The organism is Polycyclovorans algicola TG408 (assembly GCF_000711245.1).
GTDB classification, from domain to species: Bacteria; Pseudomonadota; Gammaproteobacteria; order Nevskiales; family Nevskiaceae; genus Polycyclovorans; species Polycyclovorans algicola.
On the sequence record NZ_JOMH01000001.1, the window covers coordinates 2,854,306 to 2,878,530 of the forward strand.

Annotated in this window: 22 protein-coding genes and 1 tRNA gene; 14 read left to right on the top strand and 9 right to left on the bottom strand. The window is 65.2% G+C overall.

The window, feature by feature from the left end; genetic code table 11:
- Nucleotides 1–33: 33 nt before the first annotated feature.
- The 3 genes from U741_RS0113710 to U741_RS0113720 are packed head-to-tail and all read right to left on the bottom strand — an operon-like array spanning nt 34 to nt 4,261.
- Nucleotides 34–2,307 (bottom strand): DNA internalization-related competence protein ComEC/Rec2, encoded by a 2,274-nt coding sequence (locus U741_RS0113710; RefSeq protein ID WP_052378829.1) that lies wholly within the window; start codon nt 2,305–2,307, stop codon nt 34–36.
- A gap of 15 nt (nt 2,308–2,322) precedes the next feature.
- Nucleotides 2,323–3,021 (bottom strand): lipoprotein-releasing ABC transporter ATP-binding protein LolD, encoded by a 699-nt coding sequence (gene lolD / locus U741_RS0113715; RefSeq protein WP_029891021.1) that lies wholly within the window; start codon nt 3,019–3,021, stop codon nt 2,323–2,325.
- Nucleotides 3,014–4,261: a lipoprotein-releasing ABC transporter permease subunit gene (locus U741_RS0113720; RefSeq protein WP_029891022.1), complete on the bottom strand. Its 1,248-nt coding sequence runs from the start codon at nt 4,259–4,261 to the stop codon at nt 3,014–3,016. The genes lolD and U741_RS0113720 overlap by 8 nt, the downstream gene beginning before the upstream one ends.
- A 108-nt stretch (nt 4,262–4,369) precedes the next feature.
- Between U741_RS0113720 and U741_RS0113725 the strand changes: the two genes are divergently transcribed.
- The gene (locus U741_RS0113725; RefSeq protein ID WP_052378830.1) at nt 4,370–5,053 is read left to right on the top strand and encodes a hypothetical protein; all 684 of its coding nucleotides are present in this window, start codon (nt 4,370–4,372) and stop codon (nt 5,051–5,053) included.
- A 143-nt stretch (nt 5,054–5,196) separates the two neighbouring features.
- Here U741_RS0113725 and U741_RS0113730 read toward each other — a convergent pair whose 3' ends face one another.
- Nucleotides 5,197–6,285 (bottom strand): IS5 family transposase, encoded by a 1,089-nt coding sequence (locus U741_RS0113730; protein ID WP_029891024.1) that lies wholly within the window; start codon nt 6,283–6,285, stop codon nt 5,197–5,199.
- Nucleotides 6,286–6,732: 447 nt separating this feature from the next.
- On the opposite strand from U741_RS0113730, the gene U741_RS0113735 reads away from it, so the two are divergent.
- The gene (locus U741_RS0113735; RefSeq protein ID WP_029891025.1) at nt 6,733–9,192 is read left to right on the top strand and encodes a DUF1302 domain-containing protein; all 2,460 of its coding nucleotides are present in this window, start codon (nt 6,733–6,735) and stop codon (nt 9,190–9,192) included.
- 361 nt (nt 9,193–9,553) lie between these two features.
- Here the strand turns inward: U741_RS0113735 and U741_RS0113740 are convergent.
- Both U741_RS0113740 and U741_RS0113745 read right to left on the bottom strand, forming a co-directional pair.
- A tRNA-Leu gene (locus U741_RS0113740) sits at nt 9,554–9,638 on the bottom strand.
- A 207-nt stretch (nt 9,639–9,845) separates the two neighbouring features.
- Nucleotides 9,846–10,772: an oxidoreductase gene (locus U741_RS0113745; protein WP_029891026.1), complete on the bottom strand. Its 927-nt coding sequence runs from the start codon at nt 10,770–10,772 to the stop codon at nt 9,846–9,848.
- A gap of 168 nt (nt 10,773–10,940) precedes the next feature.
- Here U741_RS0113745 and U741_RS0113750 point away from each other — a divergent pair, with 168 nt between their 5' ends.
- Nucleotides 10,941–11,390: a DUF2846 domain-containing protein gene (locus U741_RS0113750; protein ID WP_152551618.1), complete on the top strand. Its 450-nt coding sequence runs from the start codon at nt 10,941–10,943 to the stop codon at nt 11,388–11,390.
- Nucleotides 11,391–11,471: 81 nt separating this feature from the next.
- Nucleotides 11,472–11,993 (top strand): DUF2937 family protein, encoded by a 522-nt coding sequence (locus U741_RS0113755; RefSeq protein WP_052378831.1) that lies wholly within the window; start codon nt 11,472–11,474, stop codon nt 11,991–11,993.
- A 7-nt stretch (nt 11,994–12,000) separates the two neighbouring features.
- Here U741_RS0113755 and U741_RS0113760 read toward each other — a convergent pair whose 3' ends face one another.
- Nucleotides 12,001–13,305, bottom strand: a complete 1,305-nt coding sequence (locus U741_RS0113760; RefSeq protein WP_029891029.1) for a mechanosensitive ion channel family protein — start codon at nt 13,303–13,305, stop codon at nt 12,001–12,003.
- Nucleotides 13,306–13,530: 225 nt separating this feature from the next.
- Between U741_RS0113760 and U741_RS0113765 the strand changes: the two genes are divergently transcribed.
- Nucleotides 13,531–14,739 carry a CE1 family esterase gene (locus U741_RS0113765; protein WP_161776231.1) on the top strand — a complete coding sequence of 403 codons (1,209 nt, stop codon included), beginning with the start codon at nt 13,531–13,533 and terminating at the stop codon, nt 14,737–14,739.
- Here U741_RS0113765 and U741_RS0113770 read toward each other — a convergent pair.
- Entirely contained in the window at nt 14,736–15,215 is a 480-nt protein-coding gene (locus U741_RS0113770) for a GNAT family N-acetyltransferase (protein ID WP_029891031.1), read from the bottom strand. The two genes, U741_RS0113765 and U741_RS0113770, sit on opposite strands and share 4 nt — an antisense overlap.
- Nucleotides 15,216–15,330: 115 nt before the next feature.
- Here U741_RS0113770 and U741_RS0113775 point away from each other — a divergent pair, with 115 nt between their 5' ends.
- From U741_RS0113775 to U741_RS0113790, 4 genes are all read left to right on the top strand, one after another.
- Nucleotides 15,331–15,756: a hypothetical protein gene (locus tag U741_RS0113775; protein WP_029891032.1), complete on the top strand. Its 426-nt coding sequence runs from the start codon at nt 15,331–15,333 to the stop codon at nt 15,754–15,756.
- Nucleotides 15,757–15,805: 49 nt separating this feature from the next.
- Complete coding sequence (locus tag U741_RS20090) at nt 15,806–16,156, top strand: DUF3024 domain-containing protein (RefSeq protein ID WP_029891033.1); 351 nt, start codon at nt 15,806–15,808, stop codon at nt 16,154–16,156.
- Between the two features lie 67 nt (nt 16,157–16,223).
- Nucleotides 16,224–16,460, top strand: a complete 237-nt coding sequence (locus U741_RS0113785; protein ID WP_029891034.1) for a CopG family ribbon-helix-helix protein — start codon at nt 16,224–16,226, stop codon at nt 16,458–16,460.
- Nucleotides 16,447–16,788 (top strand): type II toxin-antitoxin system PemK/MazF family toxin, encoded by a 342-nt coding sequence (locus U741_RS0113790; protein ID WP_029891035.1) that lies wholly within the window; start codon nt 16,447–16,449, stop codon nt 16,786–16,788. Before U741_RS0113785 ends, U741_RS0113790 begins: the two co-directional genes overlap by 14 nt.
- 174 nt (nt 16,789–16,962) lie before the next feature.
- Here the strand turns inward: U741_RS0113790 and epsC are convergent, their stop codons facing one another.
- Nucleotides 16,963–17,889 carry a serine O-acetyltransferase EpsC gene (gene epsC / locus U741_RS0113795; protein ID WP_029891036.1) on the bottom strand — a complete coding sequence of 309 codons (927 nt, stop codon included), beginning with the start codon at nt 17,887–17,889 and terminating at the stop codon, nt 16,963–16,965.
- Between the two features lie 12 nt (nt 17,890–17,901).
- On the opposite strand from epsC, the gene U741_RS19565 reads away from it, so the two are divergent.
- The 5 genes from U741_RS19565 to U741_RS0113820 all read left to right on the top strand — a co-directional run bounded on the left by U741_RS19565 (nt 17,902) and on the right by U741_RS0113820 (nt 23,969).
- The gene (locus U741_RS19565) at nt 17,902–18,039 is read left to right on the top strand and encodes a hypothetical protein (protein ID WP_200872734.1); all 138 of its coding nucleotides are present in this window, start codon (nt 17,902–17,904) and stop codon (nt 18,037–18,039) included.
- Nucleotides 18,033–18,806, top strand: coding sequence for an SDR family oxidoreductase (locus U741_RS0113805; RefSeq protein ID WP_152551709.1), 774 nt, complete (start codon nt 18,033–18,035; stop codon nt 18,804–18,806). Before U741_RS19565 ends, U741_RS0113805 begins: the two co-directional genes overlap by 7 nt.
- Nucleotides 18,799–21,153 carry a bifunctional 23S rRNA (guanine(2069)-N(7))-methyltransferase RlmK/23S rRNA (guanine(2445)-N(2))-methyltransferase RlmL gene (gene rlmKL / locus U741_RS0113810; protein ID WP_052378834.1) on the top strand — a complete coding sequence of 785 codons (2,355 nt, stop codon included), beginning with the start codon at nt 18,799–18,801 and terminating at the stop codon, nt 21,151–21,153. The genes U741_RS0113805 and rlmKL overlap by 8 nt, the downstream gene beginning before the upstream one ends.
- 207 nt (nt 21,154–21,360) lie before the next feature.
- Nucleotides 21,361–22,422: an FAD-dependent oxidoreductase gene (locus U741_RS0113815; protein WP_161776233.1), complete on the top strand. Its 1,062-nt coding sequence runs from the start codon at nt 21,361–21,363 to the stop codon at nt 22,420–22,422.
- 35 nt (nt 22,423–22,457) lie between these two features.
- Nucleotides 22,458–23,969, top strand: coding sequence for a ShlB/FhaC/HecB family hemolysin secretion/activation protein (locus U741_RS0113820; RefSeq protein ID WP_029891040.1), 1,512 nt, complete (start codon nt 22,458–22,460; stop codon nt 23,967–23,969).
- Nucleotides 23,970–24,225: the final 256 nt, after the last annotated feature.

Below are 24,225 nucleotides of genomic sequence, written 5' to 3' on the forward strand. Positions count from 1 at the left end.
TCACTGCCAGCGGGGATGGCGCATTAACACGACTCATGGCGCCGCCGGCGCATGCCAACGACGCCGGTGAACGTGCCGCCAGGCTTGGGGTTGCGGCTCGACTGCGCTGCCGTCAAACCGCCAGGTGAGCGCGCCGTGTTCAGCCGTCGCCCAGCGGTCGATGCCGCGCCACGCATAGCGCTCAACCACCTGCGGATGCGGGTGTCCGAAGTGGTGGCGCCACCCGGCGCTGAAGACCACGGTCTGCGGCCTGACCGCGTCGATGAACGCCTCACTGGATGACGTGCGACTGCCGTGATGCGGCGCCAGCAACCACTGCGCCGTCAGCTTTTCATGGGCATCGCGCACCAAGGCCTGCTCCGCCGTCGCCTCGATGTCGCCGGCCAGCAGCAAGGTTTGTGAGCCCACCACGATGCGCAGCACGCAGGATTCATCATTGCGGTGCGCCGAGGCGGCCGACGCACTGGCCACTGCCGGATGCAGCACGTCGAACTGCACGCCGTCCCACTGCCAACCTTGCCCCGCCGCGCAAGGCGCCTCGGTGTCGGCACCCAACAGCCGCGCACCGGGAAATGCCTCCCGCACCGCTGCCACGCCACCGGCATGGTCAAGATCGGCGTGCGACACCATGATCCGATCAAGCTGCGATAGGCCCCGGTAGCGCAGGTACGGCACCACCACCGCGTCGCCGGCATCAAAGCCGCCCGGCCACGCAGGCCCCGCGTCGTAAAGCAGCGTGTGATGTGGGGTGCGCGCGACCACCGCCAAACCCTGGCCAACGTCGAGCACGGTCACGGTCAGCGGTGCGTCGTCAGGGGCGCGCGGAATCAGCAATGGCGCCATGCAGATCAGCCCCAGTGCGCGACCCGGCACGCCGCGCGGCGCCAGCAGCAAGAGCACACCGAGCAAGGCCAGCACGCTAACCGCCCACGGCGGTGCGTGTGGCCACCAGACGCCATTACCGAGGGTGGTCAGCCACTGCAGACCAACATCAATGGCGGCGAAGGCCGCGGCCAGCCACTGCAACGGCGGCGTCACCCAACCCACCTCAAGCTGCGCCAACACGCCAGCCAGCAGCGCCGCCGGCGTCAGCAGCATGAACAGCGGCACCGCGACGAGATTGGCCAGCGGCGCAATCAGGCTGGTCCCGGCAAACAGACCGAGTGTCATCGGCAACATCACCAGGCCCAGCGCCAGTTGCAGCCACGCGAACTGGCGCCAGCCCGGCCCCGCGCGCAGACGAAACGCCAGCAGATAGACGATGGCCGCAACCGCCATGAACGACAGCCACACGCCAGGGCGCATGAGCCGCACCGGGTCCCAGGCCACGACCACGACCCAGATCAGCGCCAACGCCCGAAATGGCTGTCGCCAGCCGCCACGCAGGGCCAGCCACAACGCCAACCAGACCATCAGCAGGGCGCGGATGACCGGGGGCTCGAAGCCGGCCATCAATGCGTAGCCGGTCGCCAGCATGGCCGCGCCCCAACCGGCGGCGACCGGCGTCGGCACCCGCAATGCGGCGGCCGGCCACAGCGGCCACAGCACACGAATGAGCGCAAAGCCGACCCCGGTCATCAGCGCCAGATGCAAGCCCGAGATCACCACCAGATGGCTGGTGCCGGTTTCGCGAAACACCTGCCAGTGCGCCGGTGTCAGGCTACGACCATCGCCAACGCCAAGGGCCGCCAGATACGCCTTGCCGGGGTGCGCACCCAAGTGCCGGTCCAGCCCCTCGGCCCAGTCGGCGCGCAGCCGCAAAAGCCCGGCGCGCCAACCGCCGAGGGCGTCATCGCAGGGCACGGCGTCGCGCACACTGGCGGTCGCGCCCAGCCGCTCGCGAAACAACCAGCCTTCGTAGTCGAAGCCGCCGGGGTTGTGGCTGCCGCGCGGCATGCGCAGCCGCAGCGTGAACCGCCAACAACTCGCCGCCGCAAGGGTTTCGGGGCCGTCGTACCAGCTCACCCGCACGTCACGCGGCACGCCCGCCGCCTGCGCCCCGTCATCGGTTGTCAGGCGAAAGCGCCAATGCGCACCTTGATCGGCGGGTCGGGCATCGGGCAACTCACTGATCCACCCGGTGACCTCGCGAACCTCACCGTGGCGCGCGGCGGGCCAGCGGTCTTCAAGCCGCTCGGCCACCTGCCATTCGCAGAGCACCGCACCCAACAGCAACGCCAGTGCGATGCCGCGCAGCGGCGCCCAGAGTGCAGCCAAAAGTAATGGCAAGGACCACCACAGTGCCCACGGCGCGGGGTTGAGCAGCACCGCGCCGCAGCCCAGGGTGAAGGCGGCAGCCCAGCGCACCCGCAAAAAGGGAAATCAGGCCGCCGTGAGGCGACCCGCCTCCAGGGTCAGCACGCGGTCCATACGCGAGGCCAGCGCCATGTCGTGGGTGACCACGACGAGTGCGGTGCCCAGCTCGGTGTTCAGCGACAGCATCTGCTCAAACACAGCGTCGGCCGTACGACGGTCGAGGTTGCCGGTGGGCTCGTCCGCCAGCACGCAGCCGGGCCGGGTCACCAGCGCCCGCGCCACGGCAGCGCGCTGACGCTCACCGCCAGACAGCTCACCCGGCTTGTGGTGCAGACGCTCGGCCAAGCCGACCCGCTCGAGAATGGCGGACGCGGCGGCCCGTGCCTCACGCACTGGCCGGCGGCGAATCAGCAGCGGCAGCGCCACGTTTTCCAGCGCCGAGAACTCGGGCAGCAGATGGTGAAACTGGTAAACGAACCCCATGAAGCGATTCCGCAACTGCCCGCGTGCTGCGTCGCTGAGCGCGCTCATGTTCTCGCCGGCAACGCGGATGGTGCCGCCATCGATGGTGTCGAGCCCGCCCAGGCAGTGCAGCAGGGTTGACTTGCCAGTGCCGCTGGCACCGACGATGGCGATGCGCTCGCCGCGGCGAATCTCGACATCAACGCCGTCGAGCACCTTCAGGTGCAAGCGCCCGTCGTCGAACACCTTGCGCAGGCCCAGTGCCGACAGGATCGGCGCGTCATCACGCACAAAGTCATTCATAACGCAGGGCCTCGGCCGGTTGTACCTTGGAGGCACGCCACGCCGGATACAGCGTCGACAGCAACCCCAGTGCCAGCGACAAGCCACCAATACGCACCACGTCGGCCTGCTTGAGCTCTGACGGCAGGTCAGAGATGTAATACACATCGGGCGCCAGGACCGGCTGTCCCAGAATCGTCTCGATCAACGGCACGATGTTCTCGACATTCAGTGCCAGGCCGATGCCGCCGGCCAGCCCCAGCAGCGTGCCGAAAATGCCGATGAGGCTGCCCTGCACCATGAAGATGAGCATCACCGAGCGCGGGCTGGCGCCCAAGGTGCGCAAGATGGCGATGTCGGCCTGCTTGTCCTGCACCACCATCACCAGGGTGCTGACAATGTTGAATGCGGCCACGCCGACGATCAGCGACAGAATGATGAACATCACCGTCTTCTCGGTGGCCACGGCGCGGAAGAAATTGGCGTGGCTGCGCGTCCAGTCCGACACGTAGTAGACGCCCGGCAACTCGGCCGCCAGCTCGCGTGAAATGCGCGGCGCCAAAAACATGTCGTCAAGCTTCAGCCGCACGCCGGTCACGCCATCACCCATGCGCAGCAGCGCCTGCGCGTCGGCCATGTGAATGAAGACCATGCCGCGGTCGAACTCGTACATGCCCACCTCGAACACCCCCGCCACGGTAAAGCGGCGAAAGCGCGGCATGACCCCCGCCGGCGTCACCGAGGCCTGCGGAATCATCAGGTCCACGGTGTCACCCACCACCACCCCGAGCAGGCGCGCAAGCTCAACGCCCAGCACCATCTGAAATTCACCCGCCTGCAGCGCGTCGAACTCGCCGACCACCATCTTCTGATCGATGTCGGACACGCGCGGCTCACGCGCCGGCAAGACACCACGCAGCAGCGTGCCCGAAAGCTCGTTGCCAACCCGCAACATGCCCTCGCCCTCGACGTACGGCGCCACGCCAATGACGTTGGGGTGGGTTTCCGATTGCGCGGCGGCATCGGGCCAGTCCATGAGCGGCCCCTCGGCGCCGACGATGGTGGCGTGCGAGGCCATGCCCAAAATGCGCACCCGCAACTCGCGCTCAAAGCCGTTCATCACCGACAGCACGGTGATCAAGGCCGTCACGCCCACGGCGATGCCGAGAATCGACGCCCCGGAAATGAATGAAATAAAGTGATTTCGCCGCTTCGCGCGGGTGTACCGCAGCCCGGCAAACAGCTCGAATGGATTACGCATGGCCGCGATTAGACCATGGCCACCGACGCTTGGTGCGCCGCACGTCGTGACCGCAAACGCTTCAGAAGCCACCGGCATATCGATGAATAACAGTCAGTTACGCCACGCATGAGTGCAGGCCTGCCAAGGCTCACGGTGCAACACCATCGTCGCCTGCGCAGCATGTACCGCTCGGCCGGCTGGCCGTGCCTGGACGCGCTGGAGGTCGACCTGCTGGTCGCCGGTCTGCTGGAGCGCGTGCATGTGCCCGGCCAGCTCGACACGCTGCGCGTCACCGACGCCGGCTTGGCCGTCATTGCCGACGTGCAAACCCGCAACCGCGCGGCGCTCAACCGCCACGATGCACTGGTGCAGCGCGTTGCCGACGAACAGGTTCGCGCCGGGCGAATCGCCTATCCGGGCATCAGCCTGCTCACCAAGCCCGGCGATGCTTGGCTGCACCTGCGGCCCGACGTCTATTCCATCCGCAACACGACGCGCGAAGACCGGCTGGAGCCGCTGGTTCACGAGATCAAGGTCAGCCGCGCCGACCTGAAGGCCGATCTGCGCCGCCCTGACAAGCGCGCCGGCTATAAAGCGCTGGCCAGCGCCTGTTACTACGTGCTGGCCGAGGGTATCGGCGACGCCGACGATGTGCCCGACGACTGTGGCGTGATCATTGCCCGTGCCGACCGTCTCGAATGCGCCCGCATTGCCCCGACACGCGCGTGCAGCATCAGCTTCAGCACCTGGATGACGTTGGCCAAATCAACCCGCCACCAATGGCTGGAAACGTCGATGGATCGGCTTTAACAGGCTGGTGAAAATCTCTCCTCTTCCCCTGACTTTCTCATGCTCCCTGGATTTTTCGGCGCGGGAGAGACGCCGTGCGAGCTGATCTCGCGGGTGTTGCGGTGTCCGACGGCGCCCTTGGGGCACCTCTGGACGGATCTCGCCTATGCCCGGATCGTCTGCGGCTGCAGCAGGCTGAGCATGCGCACCAGGTTGTAGGCGGCAAAGGTCAGCAGCGCCTGTCCCTGGATGCGCTCGACGCCCTTGTGCCGGGTCTTGCGCAGCCCGCCGACGGTCTTGATCCAGCCAAAGGCTTCTTCGATGCGTTTGCGCCGGTTCAGGCTCAGGGCATAGGCCTTGCCACGGGCTGCGCGGCCGTCGACGGCACTGCCGGTCTTCTTGCGCGCGATGTGGGCCTTCAAGCCCTGCTTCTTGAGAAAACCGACGAAGGCCTCGGTGTCATAGCCCTTGTCTCCGGCCACCGTCGCACCGGACTTGCGAATGCTGCGCCGGATCATGCGCTCGGCGGCGACCCATTCGGCCCGTCCGTCGGCCTGGGTGGTCTCCACATCGACAATCAGGCCATTGCGGTGCTCGGAAAGTGCATGCGTCAGATAGCGCAGCTTGGCTTCCGCGTAGGTGCCCTTCTTGTAGAGCCGGGATTCCGGATCGGTGGTGCTTTGATGGGTGGCGTTGCTGCGCGACTCTCCCGAAAAGTCCACCTCGGGGTTGCGGCCACCGCCTCCGCCACGGGGGCCGCCGCCGTCCTTGCGCACGAAGCTCTTGTGGCCGGCCCAAGCTTCAATCATCGAACCGTCGACGCTGAAATGTTCGTCGGAGGTCAACTGCTGCCATTCGGCCAGATAGAGCACCCGCTGGAAGAAAGCGCGCGCCATCTGGGTCGACAACAGCCGGTCGCGGTTGGCGCTGAAAACGGTGCGATCCCACACCGCGTCGTCCATCTGCAGCCCGACAAACCACCGAAACAGCAGGTTGTAGTCCAGCTGCTCGATCAGCAGCCGCTCGCTGCGGACGGTGTAGAGAATCTGCAGCAGCAGTGCCCGCAGCAGCCGCTCGGGTGGAATCGACGGGCGCCCGGTGTGCGAGTAGACCGCCTCAAACTCGGCATCCATGCTCGCGAGCAAGCCATCCACCAGGGGCCGCAGCCGCCGCAGCGGATGATCCTCCGGCACCCGGCGTTCCAGAGTGATGTAGCTGAACATCGCGAACTGTCCCGTGTCGGTTCCGCGCATCGATCCGCCCAAAGTCACCGCTCCTGCGGCACCCTTCAACAAGCAATAATCGTGTCAAATCAGAGGGCTGGGGCTTTTTCACCAGCCTGCTAAGTGCAAACCCCTGAAGTCGGGTCGGTCTGGTCATGGGCAGATCGGGCTTCGGGGCGTTGGCCTTGCGCTTAAACAACCGACCGTTCAATATACTGTCCGGTGAATCTGGGCTGAACGCTTGACATTTGAGTCACGTCGCCCAAGGGGGGCAATCGCCCTGCTATTTGTGTCAACCGCCCTAGCCGCCAAAGAGCCGGTCGGGCGTGCCGGGAACCTGGAGACTCCCTCCCCGTCGGCGTGGCGATGCGCCGCCGGGGCTCCGTTGCATCGCCCATTTTTAATCGTATGACAGGGAGCCATTAGATGAAGGTATTCGGCATGCGAACCCCTCGGTTTGCAAAGCAGCTTGTTGTTGTGTGTCTGACGGCCAGCGCGTCATGGACGGCGCAGGCGGTCAGCTTCAACTTCGATGTGCTGGGCAACAATGTCGATGCGGTGCTCAATAACACCGGCACCTTCGGCTACGCGTTTCGCCTGCAAGACCGCGCCGCGAACCTGGTGGGCAAATCCAATCTGGACCCCGACGTTTGCAGCGGCGCCTTCCAAAGCTGCCAGGGATTGTTTCGCGACCAGACGCACCCGTCCGAAAAGCTCCGCGATGCGCCGGGCATGGCATCGACGAACTTCGATGACGGCAACCTCAACTATGACCGCGGCGACGTGGTGCAGGCGCCCTTCAAGGTCACCCAGGATTTCCGTTTTCTGTTTGGCCAATACGGCATCTTCCTGCGCGGCATCGGCATTTACGATTACGTCAACCACAGTGGCTTCAATCAAAACCGCCCCAACGTCATCACCGCTGAGAACGCAGGGCGGGTGGGCATTACCGGCGACACGCAAGTTTCCAACCGCTTCTTCAACCGTGTGTATGGACCGGGCGAGCGGCTCACCAACCAGCGCGCGGCCGATGAAGCCGACGAACTGGGCCTGCGCTACGACCTGCTCGACGCCAACTTCTTCGGCTCCATCCCCTATGCCGGTGGTGAGCGCGACCTGACCTTTCGCGTGGGGCGGCAAACCGTCAACTGGGGCCAATCCACCGTTGCCGTGGTCAACAGCCTTAACCAGGCCCAGCCGATCAACGCCAACGCTTTCAACCGGCTCGGCTTTGGCTTACTGGAAGAACTGTTCGTGCCGGTGGGGATGCTTCGCGCCAGCACCGAAATCGCCACCGGCCTCACCGTGGAAGTGTTCTACCAGTACGAATGGGACCCTGTAGAGATTCCAACCGCAGGTAGCTTCATGTCGTTCGTCGATATCGGCACCGACAACCAACGTAATGGCGTCAGCGCAGCCTTTGGCGGCTCGGCCGATGACCCCGACATGGTGGGCATGCCGCTGAACAATCCGCTGGCGCTCATCACCCCCACCTCGCTCACAATCGCCCGCAACCCCGACCGTGACGCCCGCGACCAGGGGCAGTACGGCGTGTCGCTAAAGTTTTATTCCGACAACATTAACAACGGTACCGAGTTCGGCTTTTACGGCATGAACTACCACTCCAAGCTGCCGTATGTGAGCTTTTATTCCACCGACGCCAGCTGCGCCCGCCGCGAAGGCAACGCCGGCGGCGTTGACGCCCGCAACACGCTGCAGTTTCTGGAGGCCTGCCCCAACCTGCCGCTGACCACCCCTTCAGCCTCCAGCCAGTTGTCGCTCGACACGGCTGCCTTGCTGGTGCAGCGCCCCGGCGTGCTGACCGAACTGGGCCTGCTGGATGGCGGCAATCCGCTGGCGCTGCTCAACCTGCTGCTACCGCGTCCGAACCTGCCCAACAGTGACGCAGTGCCGTTCGACACCGCCCGCCTGCAGATTGAGTACCCCGAAGATCTGCAGGTGTATGGCCTCGACTTCACCACCACCTTCGGCAACTACTCATTTCAAGGCGAGGTGTCCTACCGCCCCAACCTGCCGCTGCAGGTGGCGTTGATTGACCTGGCGTTCGCCTCGTTCGGGCCGACCCTGACCCGCTGCCACGATCAGGCCCTGGATTGCGGCGGCACCGGCGCCGGCCTGGGCTTTGATGCCGACGGCAATTTCATCGTCTACGACGACAACGACTTCGTCGATGGCACCGGCAACAACCCCTACAACGACACGCTGAATTTGATCGTGGGTGCCGCGCCCGGCTCGGCGCGTTCGTTCCCGAATTTCATCATGCCGTACCGCGGTGTGGCGGTCGGTGAGACGCCGCCCAACAGCTACATTCGCGGCTACATTCCCGGCAAGGTGGCACAGTACAACCTGGGCGCGACCCGCGTCTTGAGCGGCACCGAAAACTGGATCGGCGCCGACCAGATCATTCTCATCTACGAGTTGGCCGCCACCCACGTGCTCAACATGCCCGACTTCGATGAGTTACAGATCGAAGGTCCACTCACCGCCACCACCCACGCCAGCGCCGGCGCAGAAGGCAGTGGCGCTGATGGCTCGCGCCTGGCCTGCTCTACCAACCCAAGCTGCTCGGTAGGCCCCGACGGGCTGCGCTTCAACCCCTTCCAGGCGCCGCGAAGCGCGTTTGCCGATGCCTTCTCCTGGGGCTATCGCATCGTCGGTCGAATCAGCTACGAGTCGGTATTGCCGGGCATCAGCATCCAACCCCTGTTCATCCTCGCGCACGACCTACAGGGCAACGCACCGGGGCCGGCAGGCAACTTCGTGGAAGGCCGGAAAACCCTGAACTTTCTGCTGGAAACCCGTTACGAAAAATCCTTCTCGTTCACCATTTCGTACAACACCTTCAGCGGCGCCGGGGCCAACAACACCTATCGCGACCGCGATAATTTGGGGTTCTTCTTCAAGTACCAGTTCTGAGAGCTTAAAAAACTTCCGACTACGCTCGGACTTTTTCACACGCTCTGCGAAATAGGGACTGGGGAATCCACACCCCACGAATGCGGCGAAGAGTCGCCAAGCAGGATCAGAAGTTTTCAACCCTTTCCAAACCGTCCGTGGGATCGGGATAGAACCCGGGGACGAAGGCGACAATGATCCGGGGAGCCGTATGACCCACTGCCCTGGCCAGACATCGCGGGGGAATTGCGATCGCCCTTCTGGCAAAGGTGGGATACCCAAAAGATCGTTGGGATCACGCTGGAAAAGTCATGCGCAAAACCTGATTTTGCAAGCCTGACCCGCCGCGGTTCGCGGTGCGAACTTTGCAGAAAACGACGGTTGGTGCGCCCGCCCGGAATCGAACCGGGACGCCAAAAGGCGAGGGATTTTAAGTCCCTTGCGTCTACCAATTCCGCCACGGGCGCAGGGGGCGGAGCATAGCGCAGGCGCGAGACTCGGGGCCCCCAACCGGGACGCCGATCCTTCGCATGGCGTGCCTTCGCCATCACCCCCAACCGCCTCCCCGCCGGTACCAAAACGCTGGTACCCGCCGCTCATCTTTCCCGGCACCGATGCCCTCGCGACTGCACGACGCTGGGTCGAGCACGTGCAGCGCTGAGGCAACCGAGAATTCAATCCCCAAACCGAACCCCGGTGGCCGCTTCCGACACGGTCCAAAGCCGCTGCGCCAAGGCTTCACTCTTGGCGGCCTTGCGGCAGTCGACTTTGGTGGGGTGGCCACGCATTTGCTGAAAGCCGTTGGGGCCGATGTAGTCACCGCCGAGCACGCCGGTCGCGGTGGCGGCATAGAGGCTGGGCAGCGCGCCCATGGCGGCCGGTTGCGCCAACACGGCGTTGGCCAGGGTCATGCCCCAGCGCTCAAAATTCGACTGCTTCTGCTCGGCGGCGACAAACTGCAGATGGGTGTCGGCGTAGCCGGGGTGGGCGGCCACGGACAGCGCGTCGCGGCGGTGCGTGACCAACCAGCGGTGTAACTCGAAGGTGAAGAGCAGATTGGCCAGTTTGCTGTCGCCGTAGGCCTGCCAGCGACGGTAGTGACGGCGGTCCCAGTGCAGGTCGTCAAAGTTGATGCCGGGCGTCCAGCGGTGCGCCATGCTGGCGACGTTGACGATGCGTGCACCGGGCTGCAGCCGCTCAAGCAGCAGCCCGGTGAGGGCGAAATGACCCAAATGGTTGGTGCCCATCTGCGTCTCGAAGCCATCGCGCGTGTGACCGTGCGGCACCGCCATGACACCGGCATTGTTGATCAGCAGGCTCAGTGCCACGCCCTCGGTCTTCAGGTCGGCGGCCAGTGCGCGCACCGACGCCAGACTGCTCAGGTCCAGCGGCTTGAGCGTCAAACGCGCGTCGGGCTGGGTGTCGAGCAGCGACTGGCGCGCGGCCTTGGCTTTTTCGGCATCACGGCAGGCCATCAGGACGTGGGCCCCTTTTGCCGCCAGCGCGCGCGTGGTGTTTAGGCCCAATCCGCTGTTGGCGCCGGTGACCAGCACGGTCTGGCCGCTGAGGTCGGGAATCTGCGCTTCGGTCCAAGCTGCCATGGCAGGCTCCAAGTCAATAATGAGGCCGTTAGCGTAGGCGCTTTACCGGCCATGCCGGCTCACCCGGGCGACGACGGCCTGCGTCCGGTCGGCAAATCTGCGTCCGGTAACGCGCCGCTGCCGTAGACGCCGACATGCGCGGGCAGCGCCCGCAAACGGAGGCCGACCATGTTCAAGCAAACCCCCCTCATCCTGACCGTCGCCCTAATGATGGCCGGCGCGCTGACCAGCGGCTGCGCCAGTCGCGACCTGTCCCGGTCAGCGCAGAACGCCGAGATAGGCGCCCCCGAACCCGACCGGGCACGCATTGTTGTGTACCGCGAATCTGGCCCGTTCGGCCTCAATGCCATTCGTCCGGCGCTGTATCTCGACGCGCAGTCGCTGGGCCCGGCGCTGCCTTGCGCCTACCGCGTGATCGACATCGACCCCGGCGAATACGTGGTGAGCATCGGTGACACCGGCCATGACCAGGTGACCGTAACGGTCGGCGCCGGCGAGACCGCTTACGTGCAGGCGCTGGTCAGCAACGGCGCCGATCTGCTGCAGGGCGCGGTGCGCAGCACATCGGTCGCCGAGGCCAGCGCGCGGGTGCCGACGCTGAACCGGGTCGCGCTGTAGGCCTGCCAACGCTCAGGGCCTCACCCGGCATTCATGGGCAGGGTCGACGATGATGCATTGCCGTTGACCGCTTGAGGCCTCATGAACACCGTCATGTCTTACCTGCGTTTGATCCTGTTTTTCGGCGGGGTGCTGGTCGGCATCCAGGTGCCAACCTTTGTCGACCAGTACGGCAAGGGCCTGGCGTCGCATTACGCCGAGTCGGAGCGCAGCCTCGACGCCTTTCGTGACGAGGCCGTGCGGCACTTTGACGGCGACATGGACCGCCTGATTGGCCATTACCGCCGCAGCGGCGACCAGGTGTTCGAGGAAGGTGGCGACAGCATCGAGGTCATCTACCGCCGCAATCGTCTGCTGGCCGATCAGTTGGCCGACTTCCGCGCCAACCCGCTGCGTGCCTACGCGCAGGCCTTCTTCACCCCGGTGCCCGACGTGCAGGCCGAGGTGCGTAACGACTTCAGCTATGCCATCCGGCTCGATCCTGGCGCCATCGCCTTCGGCATGGTCAGCGGCTTCGTGCTGTCGGTGGTCGGCGAGCTGCTGTTGCGATTGCTAGCGGCGCTGGTGCTGCCACCACCGTCACGCACCCGAACCGCCCGCTGAGTCGATATCAAGCGGCCGGCGGTTGGCCGCCTTCCGGGGCGCGACCGTCCAGCATGCGCACCTCGCGCTGCGGGAACGGTATCTCGATGCCGTGCTCGCGCAAGGTCTCGAAGATCAGCAACAACAGGTCGCCGCCGACGCGATTCTTGCCGTCATCGACGCCTTCCATCCAGAACTCGACAAACATGTTGACGCCGGAATCGCCAAAGCTGTCGATCTCGCAATCCGGGCGCTCTTCGAACGGAATGTCCGGGCCGCTGATGACCTGGGGATGCTGGGCCACAGCCGCGCGAATCAACTCACACATCGCGCGAATGTCGGTGTGGTACGCCACCGAAAAATCGACCCGATAACGCTGCTTCTTGTTCTTGTGCGTCCAGTTGGTAAACGGCTTGGTGATGAAAGACTCGTTGGGCACCAGCACGTCTTTGCCATCGAAGCCTTCCAGGGTGGTGTAGCGCATGGTCAGCTCGCGCACGTAGCCGGTCTTGCCGTCTTCCAGCTCGACGTAGTCCCCCACCGACAGCGAGCGGTCAAACAAAATGATGATGCCGGAAATGAAGTTGGACGCAATCGACTGCAAGCCAAACCCAAGGCCCACGCCCAGCGCGCCGCCAAACACCGCCAAGGCGGTCAGATTGATGCCCATCACCTGCAAGAACAGCAGCATCACCAGCAGCGTCAGGCCAATCTGAAACAGCTTGGCGACCACCTCGCGGGTGCGCACGTCCAGATCCTGCTGGTTGCGGATGACGGTCAAGCCGGCACTGTTGGACACCCAGCCCAACCAGAACAGCAGCGAGCCAAAAATCAGCACCCGCAGCAGGCCGCTGACCGACAGACTGAGATTGCCCACCTGAAACGACATGGAATCGAGCACCGCGGTGACCGGCGCCAGCAGCCCCAGAAAATGCAGCGCCAGCAACGGAACGCCGACCATGCGGATGGCGCGGCCCATCAACGACCCTTTCTTGACCCGGCGCACGACACTCTCGAACAACCACAGCAGGGTGATCACCGTGGCGGTTTTCGCCAGCCAGGCAGCCCCTAGAAAGTGATCGCTCAGCGCGGTGGCAACCAGCAGCAGCGGCAGCGACAGCGCCGGTCGCAGCACGCCCTCCAGTCGGTCCAGCAGGCGATTCAGCCCGGATCCGGGTGTCGCCAGGTCGGTGATGCGGGCCGACAACAACCACCCCAGCCCAATGGCCACCAGCACCGCCGCCAGCTGCCAGTAAGTGTCTGGCGAGGCCAACGCCAGCCGCGCGGCACCCAGGGCGTCTTGTGCCGACTGGACCAACAAAGAGACATTCATTCGCGTTGCCTGCCCTCAGCCAAGGTTCGATACGGCGGCGCCGGGTTTGCCGCGCCTGCAAGCGTCAGGCAAACGGTTCAGGGCCTCGTCCGGTCAGGGTACCGTCAAAGTACCGCGTGATGCCGACCCCGTCGGCACCCGGCCCAGGTGCCTTATCGACAACCCCGTCACAACATGGTCTGGCGCAGGTCGCTACCCTTGAGCGCCCTGCCATTGGCCCGACCCATGACGCTGACCCGACCCCTAGCCGCACTGGCGATGATGGCGCTACTGGCCCTGTCCCACGGCGCACAAGCCCAGCAGCGAAACTGTCCCAGCGGACCCCTGGCGCAGGGCAGCGAAGGATTCGTCGCGCCCACCCCCGGCACCGACTGCGTGATCGTGACCGGGACCTACGCAGGCTCCGAGAGCCGGCTGGGCCTGCCGGTGACGCGGCGCTTCATGCGCATCACACCACAAACCCCGGGTGACGGCGTCCAGCCCCTGTTCGTGCTGCTGCACGCGCGTGACACCAACATCGAGCCCATGGCCAACCTGACCCGCATCGGTCGCCTGGTGCGGGATCACGGCATCACCGTGATCCTGCCCGAAGCCATTGACGGCGAGTTCAACGATGACCCCATCACGCCGCCAACCGAGGCGCCCGACAGCCCGCTGATGGACGATGTGGCGTTCATCGCGACCGTGATTGCCGACGCCATTGCCGACAACGGCATCGACCCGGCACAGGTCTTCATCGCGGGTTATTCCAACGGCGGCTTCATGTCGCAGCGCATGGTCTGCGAGCGCCCCGAACTGTTCGCCGGCCTGGGCAGCGTCGCCAGCAGCCTGCGCTTCGGGCTTGAGGAAAACTGTCCTGCCACGCCCAAACCCATGACCAAGGTATTCATCCATGGCACCGACGACGAGGTGGTGCGCTACGGCGGCGTGCCCTATCGCGACGACCTCGTGATCGACGGTGAAACCACCAACAATGCCCGCATCGCCTTTCGCTCGGCGCCGGGTACCGCCTCGTTCTGGGCCGCCCGCAACGGCTGCTCCGACGCGCTGGACGTGCCGCCCATTCCCAACCAGCTGCCCACCAATGGCGACGGCACCACCGTGGATTACATACGCTACAACTGCGCGTCGGGCGTTCCGCCGCTGATCGCCTACCGCGTCAATGGCGGCGGCCACACCTGGCCAGGATCGCTGGGCTTCGCCGGCGGCACCTCGGTATCGCTGGGCCGCATCACCACGCAGCTCGACGCCACCACCGCGTTCTGGGCGCACTTCAGCAATCCGCGCAGCGGCAGCCAGGTGATGCCCGATCAATTACGTCCGGAAGGCGCCGGTGGCGGTGGCGGCGCACTGGGCTGGGGCCTGCTTGGTTTGAGCCTGATCGCGCTACTGGGGCGGCGGTGGCGGTCTTTGAGACGTCAAGTCCAAGCCTAGCCAGACGCGGCCAGGGCGAGGGTTTTACGCATCAGCAGGCGCTGCAGCACTTCATCGCCGCGCCGTGCGTCTTGCGCCTCGACCGTTGCGAACCCCTGCCGCACAAAAAACGGTTCAGCGGCCAAGCTGGCCTCGGTGTACGCGACCGAAGTCCCGAGCCGAACGAGATCGGCCTGGGCGGCGTGATATAGCCGAGTCGCCACGCCGCTACGGGGCCGCAGCGGTGACGTGAACAGCAAATCAATGTGCCCGGCCGTCGTGTAGCCAATGAATCCCAGCGTGCCGATGGCGCCGTCGGCCACGATCACCTTCAACCCCGCCAACCGCGTGGCCCACTGGGACAGGTCGGGCGAAGACGGCGCCCACGCCTCGCATTGCGCCGGGGTGTAATAACGGCCCGCCAGTTGATGAACCGACGCGGTGAACAGCGCCACGACGCTGGCGAGGTCTTCGGGCTGGTAGTCACGCAGGGTCATGGTGCCGTCTCCCGTCATCCGCTTGAGCATGTCAGTCCTGTGCTTGTACCGATGGGCGTGAGAATGCGTCATTCTGCCGCATGTGATTCGCCCGACCCGCCGAGGAGCAACCGACATGACGCCACGCCTCAAGCTGCTGTGCACCCTGTGGCTCGGCCTGTTGATGGCGGGCTGCGTCAGCGCGCCCGCGCTGGCGCCCGACCTGCCCACGCCCGCAGAAACCGAGAGCCAACTGGTTGTCTACCGCCTCGGCGGACCGCTTCGCACCGGTGTCATCCGGCCTGAGTTGCACATTGGCGACACCACCCACGGCCCGGTCTACCCGACCGCCTACCGACACTTCACCCTGCGCCCCGGCCGCTATCCGGTATGGGCGGGCGACGATGCGAGTCGCGGCACCGAGGTGACGTTGGCGCCCGGCGAAACGCGCTACGTGCGGGTGATCGTGGAGCTCGACTTTGAAGCTCGAGGCGCACAGGTGATTGAAGTGGATGCGGACACCGCTGAGGCCGCCATGGCCAACCTGCTCAAGCTGGAGTGATGGCGGAGTCAAACGGCTTCTACCCCAACCAACCATCACCGCAACTGATATGGCTTTTAGCGAGTTTGAAACCAAGAGACTTGAGAGGGTTGTTGGTGCTTTCATCGAGAAGCGCCGACCAGCTCCGCACATTCGCCCCGAACTTGATCTCGCCTTCCGCATCAACGGCCAGAGCATCGAAATCTTTGAGATTCGCCCCCGTTGGAGAGGCGCGCCCGGAGAGACCATGGAACATCCGGTCGCAAAGGCGACCTACGTTAAGACCCAAGAGCTCTGGCGGGTCTTCTGGATGCGTGCCGATCTGAAGTGGCATTCCTATCCACCAGTTCCGAAGGTTGGCAGCGTCGAGAAGTTCTTGGCGCTGGTCGCTGAGGACAAACATGCATGCTTTTTCGGCTAGTGCTTGGCCTGGCTCAGGCATTGGGCACAATGTTGCCTCAGTCATACCCGAGTGATACCGTACGGGCATGAAAGTTGCCATCTCAATCCCTGACCCGCTCTTCGATGCTGCGGAGCGTCTGGCCAAGCAGCGTGCAGTGCCTCGCAGCCGACTCTTCGCCGAAGCCTTGGAGGAATATGTTTCAAGGCACGGCACCGAGGCTGTTACCGATCAACTGAACGCGGTCTATGCCATGGAGTGTTCGGACGTGGAACAAACCATGGCGCAAGCACAGCTCGGCATGGTTGAAGATGAAGCGTGGTGAGTTGTGGTGGGCCTCCCTGCCGGCGGCTACTGGGTCCGGTCCAGGTTTCCGGCGGCCCGTGGTGGTTGTGCAATCAAAGCCTTTCAATGAAAGCCGCATAGCAACGGTCATTGTGGCCGTGGTCACATCCAACCTGGCCTTGGCGGCGGCGCCGGGCAATGTGCGCTTGGCGAAATCCGAAGCTGGGCTACCAAAAGCCTCGGTTATCAACGTCTCGCAACTGATCACCTTGGATCGCTCGCTACTCACGTCCAAGGTCAAAGCCCTACCCGGCAAAGTCATGTCGCAGGTCGACGAAGGTCTACGACTGGTGCTTGCACTACGGTGATCACTAAACAAATCGCTGCGGCCGACGGTCATCCCGCTGCGCTCGCTGTCGGCGGCTGAGCTGAAGCGTTGGATAGATAGCAGCATGGCGAAATAACAGCCCACTTTGGGCTGATCCCGACCGGAGCGCTTTGCCCGCAAACCTATCCAACCCTACCCAAGAAGGGGCTCCCCCTCACTTCACCACCGGCGCCCCTTCTTCCATCCGCGCCTGCGAGATCTGCGAGCCGGGTGGCACGCTGTGGGTCAGCCACACATTGCCGCCGATGCTGGAGCCTTTGCCGATGGTGATGCGCCCCAGAATGGTCGCGCCGGCGTAGATGACCACGTCGTCTTCGACGATGGGATGGCGGGCATTGCCCTTGGTGAGCTGGCCGTCTTCGCCCACCTCGAAACGCTTGGCGCCCAGGGTCACGGCCTGATAGAGCCGCACCCGCTGGCCGATGATGGCGGTTTCGCCAATCACCACGCCGGTGCCGTGGTCGATGAAGAAGTGCTCGCCAATGGTCGCGCCGGGATGGATGTCGATGCCGGTGGCCGAATGCGCAATCTCGGCGACGATGCGCGCCAGCAGGGGCAACTCCAGCTTGTAGAGCGCGTGCGCCAGGCGATGATGAATCAGCGCCAGAATGCCGGGGTAGCAGAGCAGCACTTCGTCGACGTTGCGCGCGGCCGGGTCGCCTTCATAGGCGGCTTCCACGTCGCCGTCGAGCAGCGTGCGGATGGCGGGCAACTGCGCTGCGAAGGCTGCGACACGGCGACGCGCCTCGGCGGCGGCGTCGCCACCGCCGTTGACGTTGCCGCGTGAACTCAGTTCCAGCCGCACTTCTTCGACCAGGGCATTAAGCGCCTGATCGAGTGCATGGCCCACGTAGAAATCTTCGCCCTCACGCTTCAGTTCCACCGGGCCCAAGCGCAGTGGAAACAGCGCCCCGCGCAGCAGTTTGATGGCGCAGGCGATGCGGTCCACCGACGGAAACTCCCGGTCCTTACGGCCCTGTTCGCGCTGCTGGCGCAGCCGCCACTGCTCGCGCGCGCCGCGCAAGCCGCTGACGATCTCGCCCAGATCCCATCCCATCGGTGCCTCTGGCGGTAGCTTCATGAGGGGTGTCCCGTGTTGCAAAACGGCGCCTACAGCGGCGCCAACATCATCATTATCGGACGTCGCAAGGTTTTCAGCGCGCCAACCGCCGCCGTCACCCTTCACAATGCGCGTTCGAAACGCATCAACAAGAGTCGGGCGCAATCATGAAACGGGTGTTCATCAGCGGTGGTGCGGCAGGGATCGGCCGGGCGACGGCGCAGCAGTTCATCAACGCGGGATATGCCGTCGGCATCGGCGATGTCAACGAGTTGGCCCTGCGCGACACGGCCAAAGCCCTGGGCAGCGCCTGCCAGCCGCACGTGCTCGACGTTTGCGACCCGGCCGCATGGACCCGCGCGCTGACCCGTTTCACCGGTGATGACGGCCGCCTTGATGTGCTGATCAACAACGCCGGCATCCTCCACGCCGGGCGCGCCGAAGACATCACGTTCGAGCAGCACAGCCGGTTGGTCGACATCAACATCAAGGGCGTGATTGCCGGCTGCCAGGCCGCACTGCCGTTCCTGAAAAACGTGCGCCATTCGCGGGTGATCAACCTGTGCTCGGCATCGGCCATCTATGGTCAGCCGAGCGTCGCCAGCTATTCGGCGAGCAAGTTTTTTGTGCGCGGCTGGACCGAGGCGCTGAACATCGAATGGGCGCGCTACGACATCCATGTGCTCAGCGTCTGGCCGATTTTCGTCAAGACGGCAATGGTCGACAACGCGCCCGACATGAAGGCCGCTGCGAAGATGGGCGTCTCGCTGACACCGGATGATGTCGCCAAGATCCTGCTCAAGCTCAGCGGTCAAAAACGCCCCGCCGTGCACACGCCGATTGGCCTGCAAACGTCGCTGTTCAAGCGTTTCGTCAACCTGATGCCCGACGCGCTCAACCGCCGCGTCGTGGCGCACATGGCCGACATCCGTGCTTGAAACTGAAACCCTGTCCGAGTCAATCGCGCCTGATACTTGGCCGCTGTTCGTCACCTGCGGCCGCGGCCTGGAATCGATTCTCGTCGATGAGCTGATCAGCTTCGGCGCCACCGAGGTCAAGGCCGGCAATGGCGGCGTCTCGGCGCGTGCCGACCGCGAGGCGGCCTATCGCACCTGCCTGTGGTCGCGGCTCGCCAGCCGCGTGCTGATGCCGCTGGCCGGCGGCACCGTGGCCGATCCGGAGGCGCTCTACGCACTGGCACGCAGCGTGGACTGGCCCGAACTGTTCGACGTCTCCAAACGCTTCGCCATTGAAGCTGCCGGCACTTCGTCCACCGTCACCCACAGCCATTACGCCGCGCTCAAGGTCAAGGACGCGGTGGTTGATGCCTTCCGCGATTTGCTGGGCAGCCGCCCTGACGTGGCGCGTGACGACCCCGACATTCGCATCCACCTGCACCTGCACCGCGACAAAGCGACGCTGTCGCTGGACCTGTCGGGCGACTCGCTGCACCGTCGCGGCTACCGCCAGCAGGCCGGTGAAGCGCCGCTCAAGGAAACCCTCGCCGCCGCCATGTTGATGCGCGCCGGTTGGGCCACGAGTGCCGCAGAGGGCGCACCGCTGTGGGACCCGTTCTGCGGCTCTGGCACGCTGGTGATCGAAGCCGCAATGATCGCCGCCGACGCCGCGCCGCAGCGCACCCGGCAACGCTTTGGCTTCGAAGCCTGGAACGACCACGTGCCGGCGCTGCTGAAGCGCCTGCGCGCCGAGGCCGATGAACGCTTCACCGAAGGCCTGAAAAACCTGCCGCCGCTGATTGGCAGCGACACCGACCGCCGCGTGCTGCAGATTGCCCAGACCAATGCCGCCAAGGCGGGTTTCTTCGCACAGATTCGCTGGATCGAGCAGGACGCCCTCACCGCCGCCCCGCCCTGCCCCGCGCCCGGCCTGCTGATCTGCAACCCGCCCTACGGCGAGCGGCTGGGGTCGGAGGGCGACATCATCAAGCTGTACTCGCTGCTCGGCGCGCGCTGGCCCAAGGCGATTGCCGGCTGGCAGGTGGCGCTGCTCACCCAGCGCGATGACCTGACGCCGCGGCTTGGCCTGCGTGCCACGCGCATCCACAGCCTCTACAACGGCGCGCTGCCCTGCAAGTTGCTGCAATTCGACATTGGCGGCCCGGCCGCGCGTGCCGCCGCCAGCGAACCGGTCGCGGTCCCTGACGCCGATACCGAGAACACCGACGCGGCTGAAACCCCGGCGTCGCCGTGGGCGCGGGCGGCCAAATCTGCCGAGGCCCGGGAATCTGCCGCACAGCCCATCCCCACAGTGGCCGAGATCGCCAAGGACGGCTTTGGCAGCGACTTTGCCAACCGTCTGCAGAAAAACGCCAAACACCTCGCCAAGTGGGCCAAGCGGCGCGGCGTGCAGAACTACCGCGTCTACGACGCCGACCTGACCGAATACGCGGTGGCCATCGACGTGTACGCCACGCCCGAGCGGCAGATCCACTTGCAGGAATACGCGCCACCCAAGTCCATCGACACGGTGCAGGCCGAAAAGCGCCTGCGGGCGGCGCTGGCCTACACCTGCGAGGTGCTGGACGTGCCGCCCGACCGGCTGCACTTCAAGGTGCGTCGCGCGCAGAAAGGCACGGCGCAATACCAGCGGATGGGTCACCAGGGCACCGCAACGCGCATTGTTGAGCACGACGTGTTGCTGGAGGTGAACTTCACCGACTACCTCGACACCGGCGTGTTTCTCGACCACCGGCCGATGCGCTTGCGCATTCAGAAAGCCGCGGCCGGCAAGCGTTTCTTGAACCTGTTTTGTTACACCGGCGCCGCCACGGCGCACGCGGCGGTGGGCGGGGCGGTCAGCAGCGTGTCGGTGGATCTGTCGAACACCTATCTCGAATGGGCCGAGCGCAACCTGCGGCTCAACGGCTCAAAACTCGTCGATCCGGAGCGCCGCGCCTCGGCCGACAACCCGCACCGACTGTTCCGCGCCGACTGTCTGGCGTGGCTGGAAGAGCAGGCTGCCAAGGGGCGCCCACCGCAGTTCGACCTAATTTTCTGCGACCCGCCGACCTTCTCCAACTCGAAGAAGATGGAAGACACGCTCGACATCCAGCGCGATCACGTCGGCTTGCTGACCCATACCTTCAGGCTGCTGGCGCCCGGCGGCGTGCTGCTGTTTTCAACCAACCGCCGCAAGTTCGAGCTGGACGAAGCCGCGCTGGCGGCGCTGGGTATGCAGGTGCGCGACATCACCGCCGAGACGCTGGATGAAGACTTCAAACGCCCGCCGCCGGCGCATCGCGCTTATGAAATAACGCATGCTTAATTCGTGGCGCTTCTGCCCCCCTGTTCCGCTTGCGGGAGAGGGGCCGGGGGAGAGGGCGGCACCCGAAGGGGCCGGTGATGTTAGCTGGGCCCCCCGCGCCTATGGCGCGCCCTCTCCCGGCCTTCGGCCACCCTCTCCCGCAGGCGGGAGAGGGGACGATCCGCGCTTCGCCCCATGTCGGTGAAGACGCCAAAGCAGGTCGCAGTCATGGGCGCCGGCCTCGCCGGGTGCAGCGTGGCGCGGTCACTGGCGCTCGCCGGCGTGGCCGTCACCGTCTTCGAGCGCATGGCCAACGTCGCCAGCGGCGCCTCGGCCGCGCCGCGCATGGTGGTGCGGCCCTGGTTGACGCGACAGCCCACGGTGGCCTCAAGCTTGACCCGGTTGGCGTTTGAGCACGCCATCAAGGTCTATGCCGATCACCCCGCATGGTCGCCGTGCGGGGTGATTCAGCGCAGCAAGCCCGGTGATGATGATCCGGCGCGCATGGTCGAAGCCCTTCGCGAACAGCAGTGGCCGCCAACCCTGATGCAGCCGCTGGGGCGCGACGGCGATGATCCACGCTGGTTCCATATTCCCCAAGGCGGCGCGCTGAACCCGCGACTGTGGTGCGAAACCGAGCTGGCACGACCCGGCATCAGCGTGCAGTTGAACAGCCGCAACACGCTTGCCGACCTGCTGGCAGCCCACGATGCGGTGGTCCTGGCCTGCGCGGCCGCCACGCCCGACGTGCTGGGCCGGCCGCTGCCGATGCGTCGCACACGGGGCCAGACCACGACGCTCAATCCCGGCACCCTGCCCGACCTGCTGACCGTGCGTTGCGGCGACGGTTACGTGGCACCGCTGGCCGATGGTGCCACCCTGGTCGGCGCGAGCTATGACCGCGACGATGACTCCACCATGCGCGCCGAGAGCCATGCCGAGAACTTGGCGCGGGTGCAGCGCCTGACCGGCACCGAGGTGAGCGCCGACGCCATCGCCAGTGGCTGGGTCGGCTTTCGCGCCGCCTGGCCCGACCGCCTGCCAACAGTGGGGCCGCTGTCGACAGATGGCCGGGTCTGGATCGCCGCCGGCTATGCTTCGCGCGGCGCGGTGTGGGCGCCGCTGCTCGGTGAGGTCTTGGCCGCACAAATCATGCAGCGACCCGTGCCGTTGCCCGACGCCCTGCAGCACGCACTGCGACCATCGCGATTCATTGCTGCCGACCTGGCCTGTCAAGAATTGCCTGCAGCCGACCAGGCCGCCTTGCTCTACCCTCCCCGGACGCGCTAGCGCCACTTGCCCATTCATTTGCACCGGAATCGTTCATGTCTGTCAGCTTGCCACCGCCCACCGTGCCCACCGAAAGCGGTGCCGCCGAGATTCGTGCACAGCCGCCAGTGCGCAGCCTCAAGTTCGAGCAGTACACCCTTGAACTGCACGGCGCCGACGTGGTGTCGGACGCGCTTTATGACGGCATTGTCGAGGTCTCCACCTCACTGTCGGATGTGGTGCGCCGCCTCAGCGCAGCCTGCTATGCCGCCGGCTACCCGGCGTGCCAAATCCGCTACGCCCGTGTCGGCAACACGGTCTACGTGCTGCTCGACACCCGCGGTGTCGACCGGGTAATGGGCGCGCCGCACATCGCCAAATACTTTCGCGGACTGGAGGGTGACGACAGCCTCACGGTCCACTCGCTTGAGCCGCGGCGCTTTCTGGCCACCATGCACGCCGACCGCGCCGGGACCGTCGCCCAGCCGGTGATCAAGGACGGCGACGACGGCGACACGGTGATGGACATCGCTTCGGTCGAAAGCGAGGTCGCCTCGAAGCTCAGCGCCGAATTCGGCAACCCCGGCACGCGCTTTGTCAGCCGTTATCTGGGCAGCTTCAATGCCGGCATCGGCTCGGTTTGGGGCGATGAAATCAGTCTTGGCTGGCGCGAGGGCTTTAGCCAGATCGGCAGCAACGCCAACGACGGGGATTATCACGAGCTCAATCTGGTGGTCTCGCGGGTCACGCCGTGGGGCATCTTCGGCGGCGGCGCGCGCAAGGTCGATTACGACTTTGCATTCCAGGGCTTTCGCATCGACGCCGACATCCGGGTCTACGACGTGCGCTGGCTCTATCCGTGGTTGGCAAGCTACCGCCAGCGGCTCATCACCGAGGTCAAGTTTGATCGCAATGACAGCACCACCCAAACCGTCCAGGGCACACGCGGCGAGCTGCTCGACGAGCGGTACAACTCGGCTGAGCTGAGCCTGTTGTACAGCCGCAAGGACGCCGTCTTTGGCCGCGCGCTGCAAACCGATGCCTCGCTGAGCTACCGGCAGGGGCTGAAAGATCAGGTGGCGGCCACCACCAACGCCGGGCTTGACTACACCTACCTGCGCCCGGTGGCGACGCTGAAATACCCGATCTTTGCCGACTGGCAACTTGCGACCACCTTTGCCGCCCAGTTCAGCGACGACCGCATGCCGCAGCAGCAGCAATGGGTGCTCGGCGGGTTCAACAACCTCACGGCGTTTCTGCCCGGCTCCGCTGCCGGCGACGAAGGTGCGCTGGGGCGCATTGAACTGTCAGCGCCGCCGCTCAAGCGGCTGGGCATGCGTTTCACCCCAACCCTGCTGCTCGAAGGCGGCACTGCGCGCTCCAACGAAGGCCTCAACGAAGTGCGACTGGCCGACGTGGGGCTGAGACTGGACGTGACTTTCGGCGAATACGTCGACCTGTCGATGGCCTACGCCGAAGACCTGGTCAGTGACAACCTGAGGCTGGACGAGACCGCACGTGATGACCTGACGGCCGACCTGTATTTCAAGCTGCGGATGCAGTTTTAGGGCCTGTTAACAATTGCCGTATCGCTGCGCCAATTGTTGACAGGCCCTAGCGTTCTTGATTCAAGTACACGTAACTCCTGGCACAAAAACCGTCATTCCGGCGGACCCAGCGTCCCCTCTCCCGCGTGCGGGAGAGGGTGGCCGAAGGCCGGGAGAGGGCGCGCCGCAGGCGCGGCAGACCTCGCCGATACCGCCCCCGGTCGCCGTCGGAGCGGCTGCAGCGCCCATGCGTGCTGGGTTTTCGCTGACGCTTCAA